This window comes from Acinetobacter sp. MYb10 (assembly GCF_002980175.2).
Taxonomy (GTDB): domain Bacteria; phylum Pseudomonadota; class Gammaproteobacteria; order Pseudomonadales; family Moraxellaceae; genus Acinetobacter; species Acinetobacter guillouiae.
In genome coordinates, this window is record NZ_CP058272.1 from 440,964 (window position 1) to 457,705 (window position 16,742).

The 16,742-nt window shown below is 35.9% G+C and carries 16 protein-coding genes; 6 read left to right on the top strand and 10 right to left on the bottom strand.

The window, feature by feature from the left end; genetic code table 11:
- Positions 1 to 46: 46 nt before the first annotated feature.
- Complete coding sequence (gene cysK, locus CQZ96_RS02035; RefSeq protein WP_105712535.1) at positions 47 to 1,045, top strand: cysteine synthase A; 999 nt, start codon at positions 47 to 49, stop codon at positions 1,043 to 1,045.
- Positions 1,046 to 1,167: 122 nt separating this feature from the next.
- Here cysK and CQZ96_RS02040 read toward each other — a convergent pair whose 3' ends face one another.
- From CQZ96_RS02040 to CQZ96_RS02075, 8 genes are all read right to left on the bottom strand, one after another.
- Positions 1,168 to 1,704 carry a lytic transglycosylase domain-containing protein gene (locus tag CQZ96_RS02040; protein WP_016539727.1) on the bottom strand — a complete coding sequence of 179 codons (537 nt, stop codon included), beginning with the start codon at positions 1,702 to 1,704 and terminating at the stop codon, positions 1,168 to 1,170.
- Positions 1,705 to 1,835: 131 nt separating this feature from the next.
- Positions 1,836 to 2,417 (bottom strand): hypothetical protein, encoded by a 582-nt coding sequence (locus CQZ96_RS02045; RefSeq protein ID WP_105712536.1) that lies wholly within the window; start codon positions 2,415 to 2,417, stop codon positions 1,836 to 1,838.
- 28 nt (positions 2,418 to 2,445) lie between these two features.
- Positions 2,446 to 3,390, bottom strand: coding sequence for a phosphatidate cytidylyltransferase (locus CQZ96_RS02050; protein ID WP_004719987.1), 945 nt, complete (start codon positions 3,388 to 3,390; stop codon positions 2,446 to 2,448).
- Positions 3,387 to 4,127, bottom strand: a complete 741-nt coding sequence (locus CQZ96_RS02055) for a lysophospholipid acyltransferase family protein (RefSeq protein ID WP_004719989.1) — start codon at positions 4,125 to 4,127, stop codon at positions 3,387 to 3,389. The genes CQZ96_RS02050 and CQZ96_RS02055 overlap by 4 nt, the downstream gene beginning before the upstream one ends.
- A gap of 318 nt (positions 4,128 to 4,445) precedes the next feature.
- Positions 4,446 to 4,874: a hypothetical protein gene (locus tag CQZ96_RS02060; protein ID WP_004719991.1), complete on the bottom strand. Its 429-nt coding sequence runs from the start codon at positions 4,872 to 4,874 to the stop codon at positions 4,446 to 4,448.
- Positions 4,871 to 6,229 carry a phosphatase PAP2/dual specificity phosphatase family protein gene (locus tag CQZ96_RS02065; protein ID WP_035372462.1) on the bottom strand — a complete coding sequence of 453 codons (1,359 nt, stop codon included), beginning with the start codon at positions 6,227 to 6,229 and terminating at the stop codon, positions 4,871 to 4,873. The genes CQZ96_RS02060 and CQZ96_RS02065 overlap by 4 nt, the downstream gene beginning before the upstream one ends.
- Positions 6,230 to 6,772: 543 nt before the next feature.
- Positions 6,773 to 8,521, bottom strand: a complete 1,749-nt coding sequence (locus CQZ96_RS02070; protein WP_105712537.1) for a bifunctional alpha/beta hydrolase/class I SAM-dependent methyltransferase — start codon at positions 8,519 to 8,521, stop codon at positions 6,773 to 6,775.
- A gap of 28 nt (positions 8,522 to 8,549) precedes the next feature.
- The gene (locus CQZ96_RS02075; protein ID WP_056511447.1) at positions 8,550 to 9,185 is read right to left on the bottom strand and encodes a CDP-alcohol phosphatidyltransferase family protein; all 636 of its coding nucleotides are present in this window, start codon (positions 9,183 to 9,185) and stop codon (positions 8,550 to 8,552) included.
- Between the two features lie 158 nt (positions 9,186 to 9,343).
- Here CQZ96_RS02075 and ybaK point away from each other — a divergent pair, with 158 nt between their 5' ends.
- On the top strand, positions 9,344 to 9,811 hold the full coding sequence (ybaK, locus tag CQZ96_RS02080) for a Cys-tRNA(Pro) deacylase (protein ID WP_056511444.1): 468 nt from the start codon (positions 9,344 to 9,346) through the stop codon (positions 9,809 to 9,811).
- 288 nt (positions 9,812 to 10,099) lie between these two features.
- Here the strand turns inward: ybaK and CQZ96_RS02085 are convergent, their stop codons facing one another.
- A complete protein-coding gene (locus tag CQZ96_RS02085; protein ID WP_105712538.1) occupies positions 10,100 to 10,510 on the bottom strand; it encodes a winged helix-turn-helix transcriptional regulator in 411 nt (136 codons plus the stop codon).
- Between the two features lie 99 nt (positions 10,511 to 10,609).
- On the opposite strand from CQZ96_RS02085, the gene CQZ96_RS02090 reads away from it, so the two are divergent.
- The 4 genes from CQZ96_RS02090 to aqpZ all read left to right on the top strand — a co-directional run bounded on the left by CQZ96_RS02090 (position 10,610) and on the right by aqpZ (position 14,561).
- Positions 10,610 to 11,446, top strand: a complete 837-nt coding sequence (locus tag CQZ96_RS02090; protein ID WP_105712539.1) for an enoyl-CoA hydratase/isomerase family protein — start codon at positions 10,610 to 10,612, stop codon at positions 11,444 to 11,446.
- Between the two features lie 245 nt (positions 11,447 to 11,691).
- Positions 11,692 to 12,471 (top strand): APH(3')-VI family aminoglycoside O-phosphotransferase, encoded by a 780-nt coding sequence (locus CQZ96_RS02095; RefSeq protein WP_105712540.1) that lies wholly within the window; start codon positions 11,692 to 11,694, stop codon positions 12,469 to 12,471.
- Positions 12,472 to 13,213: 742 nt separating this feature from the next.
- A complete protein-coding gene (locus CQZ96_RS02100; RefSeq protein WP_171287883.1) occupies positions 13,214 to 13,525 on the top strand; it encodes a YcgJ family protein in 312 nt (103 codons plus the stop codon).
- A gap of 343 nt (positions 13,526 to 13,868) precedes the next feature.
- The gene (gene aqpZ, locus CQZ96_RS02105; protein ID WP_105712542.1) at positions 13,869 to 14,561 is read left to right on the top strand and encodes an aquaporin Z; all 693 of its coding nucleotides are present in this window, start codon (positions 13,869 to 13,871) and stop codon (positions 14,559 to 14,561) included.
- Positions 14,562 to 14,784: 223 nt separating this feature from the next.
- Here the strand turns inward: aqpZ and CQZ96_RS02110 are convergent, their stop codons facing one another.
- Entirely contained in the window at positions 14,785 to 16,104 is a 1,320-nt protein-coding gene (locus tag CQZ96_RS02110) for an NAD(P)/FAD-dependent oxidoreductase (protein ID WP_105712543.1), read from the bottom strand.
- Positions 16,105 to 16,742: the final 638 nt, after the last annotated feature.

Consider the following 16,742-nt stretch of genomic DNA (forward strand, 5'->3'; position numbering starts at 1 on the left):
CATTATGATAGATTGATATAAATTCATTTAAATTCAAGGAAAGGTCATGTCTACAGATCCAAATTTTCCAGCAACTGAAAACTTAGGTATTGCTGTTTATTCTAATAATGCTGAGGCAATTGGGAATACACCACTTATTCGTATCAATCGTCTTATTACAGGTGGCGCAACGGTCTTAGCAAAAATTGAAAGTCGTAATCCTGCTTTTTCTGTTAAAGATCGAATTGGCGCCGCACTTATTGCAGATGCAGAGGCGAAGGGGCTTTTGAAAAAAGGCATGCATATTGTAGAACCAACCAGCGGGAATACTGGTATTGCATTGGCATTTGTAGCAGCGGCAAAAGGTTATGCCATCACTTTAACCATGCCAGCAAGTATGAGTATAGAGCGCCGTAAAGTATTAAAAGCGTTGGGTGCAAATTTAATTTTAACTGAGCCCGCAAAAGGTATGAAAGGCGCAGTTGATGAGGCAGTACGTTTAGCAACTGAACAACCTGAAACATATTATTTACCGCAACAATTTGAAAACCCAGCCAATCCTAAAATACATGAGACAACAACTGGTCCGGAAATTTGGGCAGCCACTGGTGGTAAAGTCGATATCCTTGTTGCTGGTGTCGGAACTGGCGGTACCATTTCAGGTATTTCAAGTTATTTTGAAAAGGTCAAGCAGCAAGCGATTTACTCCGTTGCTGTAGAACCCGCAGATTCACCAATTATTGGACAAACCAAACGTGGTGGAACTTTAACGCCTGGGCCACATAAGATCCAAGGGATTGGTGCAAACTTTATTCCGAAGAACTTGGATTTAGACTTAGTTGATGAAGTTATTGCTATCGATAATCAAGAAGCGATTGATTTTGCTCGTCAAAGTGCCACTCAAGAAGGTATTTTTGTCGGTATTTCTAGTGGTGCGGCTTTAGCTGCTGCTGCACAATTAGCTGCTCGTCCTGAAAATGCTGGTAAAACCATTGTGGTGATTCTTCCAGATGCGGGTGAACGTTATTTGTCTTCCGTTTTGTTTGAAGATATTTCAGCAGATTAAGTTTAAATTAAATCGTCTATATCTATGCTGTGTATTATTGTCATAGACTAAAAAATAAACCCGCTCAAGTATCTGCAAGAGTGGGTTTATTTTATTGATATTCAGTTTCTATTCTTAAACTTCTATAAAGAAGACTTTAACTGTTTTTCATGTTGTTTGACTTGTTTCGCGTATCGTTTACCTTGACGTTTCATTTTACGATTTGTTTGGTAATTTGTGGGTCCAACATTGTAGTAGGCTAAGGCTTTTTTCCAGCTTCCTGCACTTTGATTGTATTTAGCCAAGATCATGGTGCCACAGCGTACATTGGTATATTCATCAAACAAATCACCAGGGCAGGCTTGTTGCCAATAACGCGGCATGATTTGGGTAAGCCCAACAGCACCAGATGGAGAGGTGACATAACTCCGATAACTCGATTCTTGACGGATGGTTGCTGCAATCAGTAAAGGATCTACATCATATTGATCTGCGCTTTGTACAATCATTGGGGATACACGATTGGCAACATCGGGAGAGACAGAATAGGCTTTTTGGATTCCAGTCGAAAGTTTAGCAGCACGTTTTTGCACAGAGCCGCCACCCAAAGACGAACATGCTGTGATCGCAAGTGTTAAACCCACTGTAGAAATTATTTTTAACTGATACTGAAAATTCAAAATAAAACCAATGTTATGTATCCAAGATTGCCCTGATGTTAAGTAGCTGATTTAAACCTGTCAATCTATGAAAATTGGTAGATTTATTCGTGATTTGTATCTTAAGCTGTTGGTTGCTTGCTATTTAGGCGTTATTTCGTCATTTTTGCTTGTTTTTTCTGTAACATTATTGCCAACATTAAATGCAATGGATTCTGAGCAGTATATTGGACTTCAAATTGTTGATTTCTATTGTGCTGGTACAGAGCATAAATTACTGGAATATTTAATTTATTTCCGTCAATCACATTTGAGTCTTTATCTAAAAGTTCTTTGGTCATATCTGCAAGTACATTGGTGCTAATCTCTTGTTGAATTACACCTTGGCAAATATATTGTGCACCTTCAAAGTGATCAGTAATCAAATCGATTAGATTTTGTGAATCCTGATTGTCTTTATCAGCCTGTAATTTTTCCAGATTTAATCGCTTTATTTTAGTTAAAGTGATTCCTTCTATAGAAGGTATGGTTTTTGTTGTTGTGTTTGCATTTGGATTAAATTGTTGAGTAAGTTGATTTAATTTTGATCCAAAACTGATATTTACCTGACTTGAGTAGAGTTTTTTTACACGATCAGTCACTTGTTGATTATTACATTCAGACTGATTAAATAAACTGCACCCTTGCAGACCAAAACCTACACAGAGCATTGTAAATATTATTTTGTAATTCATCTATATCTCTCACAATCATGTTTATTCACTAACTCCACCAATATCTTAAAATATGAAAGAAGATGGGTGCAGAAAAGCAGATAGAATCAATCCGATCTAACATCCCACCATGACCATGAATCAACTGTCCCCAATCTTTGACACCGCGGTCACGTTTGATGGCTGACATCACCAAACCACCGAAAAAGCCAAAGATACACACAACCAGTCCTATCAATGCAGCTTGTAGGTAGCTAAATGGAGTGAGCCATGCCATAGCAACACCTAAAGCTGTGGCTAAAACAATACCACCCACTAAGCCTTCAACTGTTTTTGATGGTGACAAGACAGGTGCAACCTTGTGCTTTCCAAAAAGCTTACCACAGACATATTGCAAAACATCGGATGCTTGAACGACCATAATCAGCCAGATTGCTAACCAAATCGGTTCACCTTTAAAACCATTTAGTTTTAAATTGAGTAATGCAGGAACATGGGAAATACAGAAAACACAGACCATGAGTCCCCATTGAATTTTAGAACTACGTTCAAGGAAGTGTTTGGTATCTTCTTGTTTTAGACTGGCTATTGGAATCAGTAAAAATACATAAAGTGGAATAAAAATTGAATATAAGCCGTACCAGTCGATATAGATCAAATAATATTGATAGGGAATAACAAAATAAAAGGCGATAAGTAAAGGGAAATAATCACCACGCCGTGTCGGCAATAGACTGGTAAATTCTCGTAGAGCAAACAGGGAAATAATCCCAAATAAGATAATAAATGCAGTTTGACCCAATAGGATGGCTGCACCAATGACGATCAACATCACCCACCAAGCATTGATCCGTGCGTTTAAATTATCAATCACTGATGAGGGTTTTTGCCCAGCTTTTTGCTTGAGAATAAAGCCCACGCTAGATGCAAAAACTAAAATTCCCGCAAAAATACCAAATAAAAGATAGGTTTTATTCAGATTATCTAAAATCATTGATTCTCAACCTCTTTTAATTGTAATAGCTGCTTCTGTGCATAATCTATAAATGTGGCTTTATCCATTTCTAAATGTTGTTCTAAAGGAAAGCCAAAGCATACGGTAGACAGTAACGGCAAAGGAACAAAAGAACCTTTTGGCATGACACGTCTTAGATTTGAAATCCAAACAGGGACAATCTCAATCTCAGGAAATTGTTTATGTAAGTTATAGAGGCCACTTTTAAAAGGCAATAGCTCAAGATCATCATCAAGATTTCGAGTACCTTCAGGAAAGAAAATAATGGAATAACCCTGAGCAAGAGCGTCTTTAACAGGTTGTAAAGGGTCTGCATTATCTTCGCGATTACGTTGAATCGTAACACCATTAAAGGTGTCTTTAATTAAAAATTGTCTAAAGCCATCTTTCAGCCAATAATCTGAAGCAGCAACAGGTTTAGTTTTACGACGCATCAGTTTTGGAAGTGAAGACCATAATAAGATAAAGTCGATATGACTATTGTGATTGGCATAGTAAATACGTTGTTTCATCTCAGGCTGACAACCAACCCATAAGCTACGAGCACCAGTTAAGAGTCGTGCGCCACGGCGTGTCAAAAATGCAATAAAGCGAGCAATAGAGTGTGATGCTAAATTTCCATTAGATGAATCTAAGTGTTGAGTCTTTTGCTCTAAAGACTGTTTATTGTATGACTCTTTATCTTGTTCGGAACGTTGTTCAGGTAGTTGATTCATTCTCTAAGCCGATTGATATTGAAGCATTTTATTGTGGGGCAAGCTATATAATAGGATGATTAAAGTACAAAATTCTACTTTTTAAGTGACTAAAATAAAAATATAACCAACCTTAGTTTTGAATAAAAAGTAAAAAGCTTGGTTTCCATTTATAAATTTATCATTTCTGTTTTTTGAATCATAGAAGAATTTTATAGCATTTCAAGATATTCACTGCTGAGAAACTGAGAATTTTCTTGATTTAAGACGATTCAAACCATCATACGATAACAATTGAATATATCAGTTCAAACTGTATCAGTTGAGGTTAAAATCGCTTTAAATAATTCTAGAAATCAAAATCATTAAAACCAGATATTGTATCAATAATAAAGCAATTTGAAGTTTTAAAAGTTTAAAACATCCTGCAAAACGCTGTGACCAATCACGTCCTGCTTTGGATGCAGGCATCAATTTCATACTCATTAGAGTTTGATCAAATTGTAGGGTTAAGTTTTCAATAGATTCAGTTTGGGATTCACGTGCAATCATTTTAATGAGTTGAGCATCAAACTTAACTCGAAATGAGAGATAGTGATGAAGCCCAGATAATAACAATGTAATGACAATGAACGTCCAGAACTCAATGGATTGCCAGCCTTTGAACAGGATGGCAAAAATAGATAAGGCAAAAGCCAAATAACCTGAAAGCAATATAGCTGTGGTTGCTGATAACAGTTGCGCAACCACATAAAAATTCATTTTCATGGCACTAAACCTTTCAGTTTTAGATGGTAAATTTCTAATTCTTCCAGTTGGGCTTGTTTTAATACCACCCAAGGGCGAGCTTTACGAATAATGCTTACCATTTCATCAATATTGGCATCTTGGTTTTGTTGAATCAGCCAAGCAGTGAGTACAGCGCTACTTCTTGAATAACCTAAGGCACAAAAAATCAGAATATTTTGGGTAGAGCTATGTTCAAGCTTCGACATCAAATCATTTAATCGTGCTACGGCAAACTCAAGCTGATTGGCTTGTAATGGAATCAAATCTAGACTGAGATATTGCTGATATGCCATTGCATGATTTAGGGGTAACTCAGCAACACAATCAAATATTGCATTGTATTGGTGGTGATCTTGTTGTACTGGAATTCTTCCAATATAGATTTTTTTAAGTTCATGTTGAATGATAAAAGAATCTTCGGGATGCTTTTTGGTCCAAATACGACTATTAAGCCAAGCAAAGATTAAATAAGGCGCAAGCAGTATTTGCGCAGCAACAGTCATTTTACCATTTTCTTGTTTTTGAAAAAAATGTGGACGCACAAAACTATAGCTATGTGCAACGATAAATAGGCTCACAGCAGGGTAAATTAGCCACAATCCCCAAGGTCTAAACTCGTAGGCTAAGATAAAGAAAATCACTGAGCCACAAAGGTAATAACTACCAAGCTTTAAATGTTTTGCTGTTAACAGTTGCAGTCCATCTTTTCTAAATGGGGATTTTACTGAAATTGGAAATAACCATAAGCATAAAGCGCCAACCAGTATTCCAGTGGGAAGGTCAATAAAATGATGCTGCCATGTCGTGAGTACAGAAATTCCAATCAGCACACACCAAAAATCGACCACATATTTCCATGCCCCAGATACATGGCGACGATAGAAATCCCAAAGAATCATCAGCAAAACAATATGTAATGAGGGCGCTTGATTAAAGGGCTTATCAAAGCCCATGAGGACATCAAACCATAGACCGAAAAAACCATCTAAAGGTGGACGTTCAAAACTAAACTTTAAAGGGAACAGTAAGAAGCAACTAATCGAAATGACTTGCGCTAAAAATAGCCTAAGCGCTTGTTGTTTAAGCTCAAATTTGTTCCAACAAAGTAATAAGGAGAGGCCATAAAACAGGTCAATTGACCAATACGGCACAATCGTCCAAGCCCAAAGTGGAATATGCTTTTCCCAAGCAAAGACAATACTTGGAACATCACTAAGACCTGATGCATATTGATTTGCAAAGCCATAAGTGAGGAAAAAGAAAGGCGCAAGAAAAACTAAGCAAAGTACGCCCCATTTCCAAGTCCCAGTTTCTTTGATTAGATTATTGCTCATAAAATTTTTATTAAGTTGATAAGGTTGGAGATTTTTAGAATAATCAGAAACAATCTCTGTATCCGTAATGTGTGATTCAGAATCAGATAGAGTATTCATTTCAGTTATCGAATGATTTGGTTTTAAAAGTCTTTCCTTAGGTAGATGAACCTCTTGAGAAAGAATATCTTTAATTTCCAAAGCTAATTCTACGGTATCTACTTGAATCCAAATCGTAGAAAATGCAAAATCATTTCCTATTGTTATTTTTTCATCACCAATTAAATATGTAAGTTCAATAAAATCTTCATATGGTTCGAAAGGCGGTTCTGAAATGACCTCAATAGGATAAATTTTTTCTAATACATTTAAAATATGTGTTACACACTCACGCCATTCATAATTATCACCATCAAAATCTACATCATAATTCAGACGGAATTGGTTTTTAGGCCAAAGTGGAAATCTACGCATATCTTCAAGTGTGTACATATTCTTTAATCCATTTCTAAGTTAAGTGCGCATCCTTGCACATTTGATTGATCCTAACTTGATTACATGGTGTCAAAGTTTCTGTGCGACTGAGACGGTAAATATTCCAAACTCATCAATACATTGGTCGACCTTTTTAAAGCCAGCAGCTTCAACAAGTGCGTCCATTTCCGCTTGTGAGCGTAAACGCATTACCCAAGCATCACCTTCACGATGTGAGGTTAATGCACGCGCAATAAACTCTTGCTGTGGGTGCCAAATTTGACCGGTATAAATCAAGTAACCATCTTTAAGAATTGCTTTACTTAAACCTTCAAGTGATTGACGTAGCAAATCATTGTCTGCAAATAACTCATATAAACCCGAAACCACGGCAAGTGATGGTTTTGGTTTAATTGAGGCCAAAGACTGTGTATCAAATGCATCTGCTTGAACAAATTCAGCAATGTCATTGAGTCCTCGCGCTGCAATCATTTGCTGACCAGCTTGTACATTGATATCGCTATAATCACGTAATAAAATCGAATCTGGTCGTTTTGGCAGTTGAACCACAGCATCTAAAATATAACGTCCATGACCAGATGCAATATCCATGATTCTCAATGGTTTGCGTTTTTTAATCAGAATATCCGCATATTTCTGAACCAAATGTTCAATGTTTTGTTTACGAACACGGATCCCACGCCAACCAATCGCATTTAAATACTGGCGGTCAATGATTTTGCCAATAGGATTGCTACTTTCAGATTGGTTACGATAGACAAAATCTAAAGTACTTCCAGAGTCATAGCCTGTGTCTTCACCAATTTTTAAGCCTTTAGATAAATGGCTACCAATTTTTAGATTCTTTTTGGTGATTTCCCAAAATGCATTCTTCATTGATTTAGCGGGTAATGACGAACTGAGATCTTCTGCTATAGCGCAACTTGGACCAATTTTGTCCGCATTTAAAACGTCTGGAGCTTGATATTCAACCGCAAAACATTGCTGGATAAATCGGCGTATTTTCTCTGTTGCTATATAGCGATCTTTTTCACCTAAAGTATCGTGAAAGAAGCCATCTAAAATGTGTAATTCTTTTTTAGGATGCGGAAGCTTTTGGTAAAACTCACGTTGCGGTTTTTGAAAAACCACAAAATCTGAACCTGAGCATAACACTTGAGTCGGTACAAAGATGTTTTGTGAATCTGCAACAATTCGCTTAGAGGCATCATAGAGCCCAAGCAACATTCTCACCGAAATGGCTTTAGCAATTTTAGGATCGGTATCATAGCTTTGGGCACGTTCTTCATCATGGGTCAGCATTTTGGCTTTAACATAACTTTGGATGAAAAAATTACCGCGAATTTTTTCCATGACTCTTAAACTAGGTTCGGCAAATGGCACATAAAGCTTAATATCAAAAGCAGGGGAAGCGAGGCACAAGGCGCGAATTTTAGGCGCATAATCATGTACCCATGTTGCGGCTAATACAGCACCCACACTTTGTGCAACCACAGCAATATTCTTGACGTCGATACCATAGTTTTCTTCAATATGTTGGACAAAATATTGAATATCTTTTACACATGCTGAGAAGCTAGGTGCATCACCACGTTCACCAGGGGAATCGCCGTGACCGCGGGCATCCCATGCAAAGAAATCAAAATCACTTAAATTGAGTTCCTTGACCAAATGCGCCATACGTCCTGAATGTTCATGTCCACGATGAAACAGAAGAATGGCTTTTTTTGTTTCGCTTGGTGAGTTGGTTGCCCAATGTTGATAAAACAATTCTGTTCCATCATGACTCTTAAAGGTGTGATGACTGTTGTTATACATACGAATTTACCCTAAATATGAAACTGTTTTATAAAGCTGTTTTTAAGCTATTTTTAATTCGGTTATAGATGGTTAAACTAAGCAGCAGACCAATTAAAATGAGTATGCCATTACAGATTAAGCCGAGAAGTTGTAAATTTGTAGTGAATAATGGCACGGTGACAATCACGACTGTGATTAAACTAAACCAAAATGCACGGTCACTTTTCCCCATTGGGCCATCATAACGACGTTCTTGCCCAATCAGTGGCGCCATTACACCAGTGTATTCACTTAGAATTGCAAGAAAAGCAATCAATAACAGTAATTTTGCACTGATAAAGCCAAAAGCAATCAAGCATAGATAGAGTGCTGTGTCCGAAATAACATCACACAATTCATTGTAAAATGCACCTAAGTTGGATTGTTGTTTAAATTCACGAGCAAGCATTCCATCGATGGCGTTGAAAGCCATTCGTAGCAACATCCACAAGGGAAAGAGCAATAACCACCCATTTACAGCATGATTCAGATAATACTGGTATAGAAAAAAGCTTAAACCGAGCGATATAAACATCGCTAACAAAGTGACTTGATTTGCCGTGATTCCGATATTAAAAAGCTTTTGAACAAAAGGGCGCAGTAAGTTTTGAAATGCTGGTTTTAATTGATAGATTGATGGCATTGTTCTAGTAATATAAGGTATATGACAGGATTTTAATCAAGTTATCCATGATTTTACAAGTATTAATTTTCACCATTTAAATTTGTATTGTTATTTTAAAATTTATATAAATAGTCCTATAATTCAAAAGTCTTCTTAATTTTGATCTTGTTTATTCTATGACACCTGCTTGCAAAGTTTTAAAATCAAATAAAATTGAATTTTCAATTCATGAATATGAACATGATGTAAATGCAAAAAGTTTTGGCTTAGAGGCTGCTGAAAAATTAGGCTTAAATGTTGAAGAAGTGTTTAAAACGTTGATGGTGACAGATGATAAAAACTATTTTGTTGCGATACTTCCTGTAAATCATCAATTAAATTTAAAGAAAGTGGCGAGTGCCTTTGCTTGTAAAAAACTACATATGGCTGATCCTAAAGATGCAGAGCGTTTAACTGGATATTTAGTCGGTGGAATCAGTCCTGTAGGTCAAAAAAAGCGTTTAAAAACGGTGATTGATGCTAGCGCAACAGCATTAGCAATGATGTATGTTAGTGGTGGTAAACGTGGTTTAGACATTGGGGTGAAACCTCAAAATTTAGCCAAGGTGTTGGGTGCAAATTTTGTTGATATTGTTGATGAATGAGATGTGTTTTTAGCGTTAAATTTAAAAAAAACTGTTATTCACTATATTAGTCACAAAAATATTGACTCCACTAAGGCAATAGAACTGAAAATTAAAGACAAAGATTACAGTCATTAATTCAAGATATGAACCACCTTTGCGGTGGTTTTTATTGTATAGATGAAAGTGAAACAAAATTAAGTAAGCAAAACAGGTGGTAGTTTTAAAACCTAAATAATCTTTTCCATATTCATCAGATTTTGGACGAGCAAGCCAAGTTCTCATATTTTTAGCTAGCGACTACACACGTTATTTCAGTGTTATGCCTGATTGCTGGGTGGTAGCTGTGCGAATAATATCATCAGATTGGTCATAGTGAGATTGGCACACCTGAATGGTATCCATATTCTCGACGGTCCAGTCGTAGAGCGCGTTAAAAGGCAATTTGAGTGATTGACCAAGTGGCGTCAAGGCATATTCCACCCCTAGCGTTTTCCCATCTATAACGGTGCGTGTCACCATACCATTGCGTTCTAACTTGCGAAGTGTCTGTGTCAATACACGTTGGGTAATACCATCAAGACGCCGTTTGATGGCGTTGAAGCGGCGTGGTTCATGTAACACCATCAAAACCAGCATTGACCATTTATCTGCGATTTGATCGAGAATGGCACGGCTTGGGCAGTCGGCACGGTAGATTGGATCGTGATCAGGGTTCATAGGTATGCTCCAAGATACTTAGGATGCTTAAGGTGCGTAATTGACACTAAGTATACATAAGATACCATGATTGCACACAGCTAAAATCAAGGGTATATGATGACCATTCCAACTTATTCCACACTTCACATTGAGCATGATCGAGGTGTGGCGACTGTCAGCATTAACAATCCACCAGTTAATGTATTGGATGTTGCATTGATGAGTGATATTCGAGCTTTTCTCACTCAGGTACGTGATGACCCACAAACACGTGTAATCGTGTTCCAAAGCGCCGATCCTGAGTTTTTCATCGCTCATGTAGACATGACCTTAATTGATGAGCCAAACGCTTTTGACCAGTTCGCAAAAGATCTACCTAATGGATTGAATCCATTTCAGGCTTTGGGAGAGATGATTCAGGCACAGCCGCAAGTGACAATTGTTAAGCTCGAAGGCTTGGCGCGTGGTGGCGGTGCTGAATTTGTGGCAGCAGTGGACATGGCATTTGCTGCTATTGGGCGCGCTGGTCTCGCCCAATGTGAGGCATTGATGGGGATTATTCCTGGCGGTGGTGGTACTCAATATCTTTCACAGCGTATGACACGGGGGCGTGCATTAGAGGTAATTCTTGGTGCTGACCTTATTGACGCTTTGCTAGCCGAACGATATGGTTGGGTAAATCGTGCGCTTCCGGCAAATGAGTTAGACGCTTTTGTTCATCGCATCGCCACAAATATTGCAGCTTTACCTGAAGGGGTCATCGCCGCTGCAAAGAAAGCAATCCCACCAGCGGATTTAAGTGAAGACTTCCTTCGAGAGCACAAGGCATGGGCTGGTCTGTTTGCGCGTCCGGCTGCTGAAAAACTCATTCGTGGCGGCTTGCAGGCAGGTGCTCAAACAAAAGTAGGCGAACAGGATATGGAGCAACTACTCCGCGATTTGTCTGCATCCTGAGGTCTTGCTGCTGTCTAATATTCTGCTCTAGCTTATTCTTGAGATTTGAGACAGAGAAATACAGCAAACCATTTTCCTTAAGCCTAGCGCTATTTATGCAATTGAGAGGTAATGACAAAAGTTTGAAGCATTGACCCTCTATAGGGAATAAGCCATATTTTTGCTACAGTGAACCTAATTAAGATCATCTATTTACTAGGCCTCGCATTTGCGGGGTTTTTAATGCTGAATAAAAGGAAAACTTGATGAAATTGCCTAATATTATTCAACAATTTATTGGAAACAGCGTTTTAGAGCCAAATAAAATTGGTCAGTCGCCATCGGATGTTTATTCTTTTAATCGAAATAATGAAACTTTTTTTCTTAAGCGATCTAGCACTTTATATACAGAGACCACATACAGTGTCTCTCGTGAAGCGAAAATGTTGAGTTGGCTCTCTGATAAATTAAAGGTGCCTGAACTCATCATGACTTTTCAGGATGAGCAGTTTGAATTCATGATCACTAAAGCAATCAATGCAAAACCAATTTCAGCGCTTTTTTTAACAGAGCAAGAATTGCTTGCTATCTATAAGGAGACACTCAATCAGTTAAATGCAGTTGCTATTATTGATTGCCCATTTATTTCAAGCATTGATCATCGGTTAAAAGAGTCAAAATTTTTTATTGATAACCAACTCCTTGACGAGATAGATCAAGATGATTTTGAGGCTGAATTATGGGGAGACCATAAAACTTACCTAAGTCTTTGGAATGAGTTAAATGAGACTCGTGTTGAAGAAAGATTGGTTTTTTCTCATGGCGATATCACGGATAGTAATATTTTTATAGATAAATCTGGTGAAATTTACTTTTTAGATCTTGGTCGTGCTGGATTAGCAGATGAATTTGTAGATATATCTTTTGTTGAACGTTGCCTAAGAGAGGATGTATCTGAGGAAACTGCGAAAATATTTTTAAAGCATTTAAAAAACGATATGCCTGACAAAAGGAATTATTTTTTAAAACTTGATGAATTGAATTAACTCCAAGCAATATCTAAAAATACTTAGCTGTATTTTTAAGTTGCTAATTTTTAAATAAATAAGTGAAAAAAGTTAGTGGAACTACTGATTTAAAGTTTTATATAGCCAATAAATCTAAATTTTGGTTTTTAAAATGAACTTATTTAAAATAGCTAAAGCTGTTTATTAGCTTAACTTGTGATTTAAGTTTTTTTGAATATAAAATTGTTAATTTATTAGCTTTACAAGTTTATTTAAATTTCATCGTGCAACATTTTTAACCAATTTTATTATCGATGGTATTTTTTTGTCTGCTTTTCTTTTCCTAGTCTTTTATCTATCCGTCAACCATATAGTATTTTATTAAATTCTTATGGGAAATGACGAATGTTAAATTATCTTAAGAGCTTTAATAATATCAATACTTATTTGATTTTATCGATAATTCTGCTGTTAATCATAATATCTCTAGATTATTTCTAAACTGAATGAATGTTTATAATGAGTGATTCATATTGCTATTGAAATCGCCTTCTCACTTTGAAAGAAGGCGAGGATGAGCGGCTTTTATGTTGATTTATCATTTTAAAAATGTCTTATAAAAGAAGCCTAACGTGTTTTCTTATATAGGTTTAAACGTAATTGTTGTATATCTTAAATCTAATTGATCTTATAATTTTCCTTTATTTTTTTGTATTGTTTTGCAGGTTTAAAAGTGAAAATTTCTAAAGGATTATTGAATATCATCAGCTACGCTTGTTTAATCATCAGTTTTCCAACGATTGCTAAAACCAGCACAAGTTTAGTTTCACCTCAAAAAGGTGTGATTTGTGATCAATATATTTGTGTAAATAAGAAAGGTATATCAAAATCACTTACGGCTCAATATTTAGGAACCAAAAAAGCGAATAAAGTTTTCTCACAAGGTGATTTTGATCGTTCTGCATTTACTTTCTCAAATGGAGTATTCTGCGATACAAATACAAAACGATGCCATGTAGATCGATATTTTGACAATGGACATCGAAGTAAAGTTGATCAAAAGATAACAGATCAGCTTTTTAATCATAAGTAGTTCTTTGCCATAAATCGGCTAAAGAGTTCACCCGCAGATGGGCTTTTTGATTTATCTTCAAATTTTTAGAATACTGTGTTCTATTAAATAAGATTGTATAAATCCATATACATGTTAATAATTAGGAATAGATTTATTAAATCATTCCTTCTTCCCCCTCTGAATTGGAATTTTAATTTGTCTAACAAGCCCTTCAATCGAAGGGTTTGTTCTATAAAAATTATAAATTTAGTCATTTCATCAATTACTTATGTTTTTTGTAGAATAATTCATATTTTTGTTTGAAAATGTGACTTGTTTTGCTAAATTCCGCTTGGATTTATTGAACAGAAAAGTAATGAATATGAATAAATATTTTGCAGAATTTATTGGAACATTTTGGCTGGTCTTTGGAGGGTGTGGTAGTGCAGTACTTGCTGCTGCTTTTCCAGAATTGGGTATCGGTTTTGTTGGTGTTGCACTCGCGTTTGGTCTCACTGTACTGACTGGTGCTTACGCATTAGGTCATATTTCAGGTGGACATTTCAATCCTGCAGTAAGTATAGGTTTATGGGTTGGTGGTCGTTTTAATGCAAAAGACTTAGCACCATACATTATCGCTCAAGTCGTAGGTGGTATTTTCGCGGCATTTATATTGTATTTGATTGTACAAGGTCAAGCAGGATTCACTGGTACGGGCGGATTTGCAACAAATGGTTTTGGTGATTTATCGCCTGGAAAATATTCTTTGGTTTCTGCATTATTAATTGAGATTGTCTTAACTGCTATTTTCTTAATTGTAATTCTCGGTTCTACAGATAAACGTGCACCAGCAGGTTTTGCGCCTATTGCTATTGGTTTGGCATTAACTTTGATCCATTTAATCAGTATTCCTGTCACCAATACTTCGGTCAATCCTGCACGTAGTACAGCAGTGGCTTTCTTTGCTGAAACAGCTGCACTGAGTCAATTATGGCTTTTCTGGGTTGCACCAATTGTTGGTGCTGTGATTGGCGCTTTAATTTATAAATGTTTTGAGCAAAAAAATAGCCAATAACATTAAAGATCTTTCATAAATCAAAAAATGATCATGTAGAGTGAATCATATTGGTATTGAAAGTTCCTTCTCCCTTTGGGAGAAGGCTAGGATGAGGGTACTTTTATGTTGATTAATGGTTTTAAAAAGGACTTATGAAAGAAGTCTATTATCAATGCGCCTAACTATAGACAACATTATAAAAACCTCCATAGGGAGGTTTTTATAATGGTTGAGATTAGGCTTAAATAAGTGGTACTTCAGCTAATATTTTTTGAGCTGTTGCATCGCCATTTAAGTATGCGCCATGAACAGTACCCGCATATTTCAAGCTACAATGTTCGCCAGCGAAGAAGATTTGTTCTCGAATTGGTTTGTGCAATACCTTAACAATATCTTCAGAGTGCTTTAGTGAGGGAAAACTAAAAGAACCATAACTATAAGGGTCGGAGCCCCAACGTGTAACGATGAGTTTTTTAGGTGTATGGGGAATATTGTTGAATTGTTTTTGCAAGCTACTAAAAATAAAGTTTGATATTTCATGATCCGCTGAATTATCGATAAACTCAGATTGCTTTCCTCCAAACAGCATTAAATAAATTGGTTTTTTATAAATTCCAGATAAGTCAAGGATATTAAAACAGCCAAGCTCATTCCAATAGAAATCACTTATCTTGTCTATCGGCATTTTTGATCTAAAAGAGAGTGGTTGTTCTAATTCGAAAAATACTTTATTGAAGGATCCAAATCCAATATCTTGAATAGATTGCGCATAGTGATGAGGTAATGCTGGATAAAATGCTATATGGTTTTTCTTTAAGATTCCGAGTGGGACAGTAACCACTACGCGGGAAGCTATGTAAAAATTATCATTGGAATCAATGATTTTTACATAATCATTTTCACAGATGATTTTTTTTACATCTATATTGAATTGAATGTCGATTTTTTTTGAAAGCACGTCTATAACTTGAGCATAACCATTGGGAAAAATAACTTCATCACCTTCAAAATAACCTTCGTAATTTTTATAATTCGATGAAAGTAGCTCAAGATTGGTCGCAAATGGATCATTTGCTATTCGGTTGAAAAAGTTAAATAATAATTTTTTAAGATAATCTTTTGAAAATGTATTGCCTGAATAATGTAAAGAAGAAATTATTTCTTCAGTCGCGTTGAGGGCCGATAGCGTTTGTGTTTGAGAAAGTTGCTTTTCTATTTCTTCTACATAAGATTCAAACTCATGGACTTCTTTGTCAGAAAATAACAAGCCATTTTCATGAAAATATTGCGATTTATCATAGTTAAATACTGTTGTTTCGATATGATTCTCTTGGGTGATTTTCCAGATAGGGTTATCTTCAACACCATGAATCCATGATGCACCTAAATCAAAAACATCAGTATCAGATTGCAATGAATCTATGCGCCCACCTATGCGAGACCTCGCTTCGAGTATGGTAACTTTTTTACCATTTTCTTGTAATTTTTTAGCGCATGCGATTCCTGCTATTCCAGCGCCAATAATAATAATCGGTAAATTAATATCGCTATGTTCTAACATAAAAATCTATAGCTCTGTTCAATATCCTAAAATTAAGATAATACACCTTATACTTCTCAGATAAAATTATTTGATTTTTATTTTAAAAAATCAATAAATTATATTTTATCACATTGATTACAGGCTCTTTAGAATGGCTGAGATTGTTGAATAATAATCTTTTAATATGAGATTTTTTGTTTTCGATGAAAGCGCAAAATATGATGAAATTAAAAGCATGCTTATGCGACCAATGAGTGCGATTAAAGGCTCCTATTATTAAAAATAAATATCATCTAATAGACTTCTTTCATAAGTCCTTTTTAAAGCCATAGATCATCTAAAATCCCCCTCATCCTAGCCTTCTCCCAAAGGGAGAAGGGACTTTCAATACCAATATGATTCACTCAATATGGTCATTTTTTGATTTATGGAGGAACTTTAATTTATTGAATTCAAATGTTTTTTATGAGTATGGATTGTTTTTAATATTATTTCCCCTAGCTAAATATATTTATAATTTTGCAATTTTGTTACTGATCAATATTTAAAATATATTTACAGGAATATGAGTTGAGTAGACGGCGTAATCAAACAGGAATGAGTTCTTTTAATTTATCTAAAAAGTATCATTGAAAACTACTCTTGATTCTACTAGA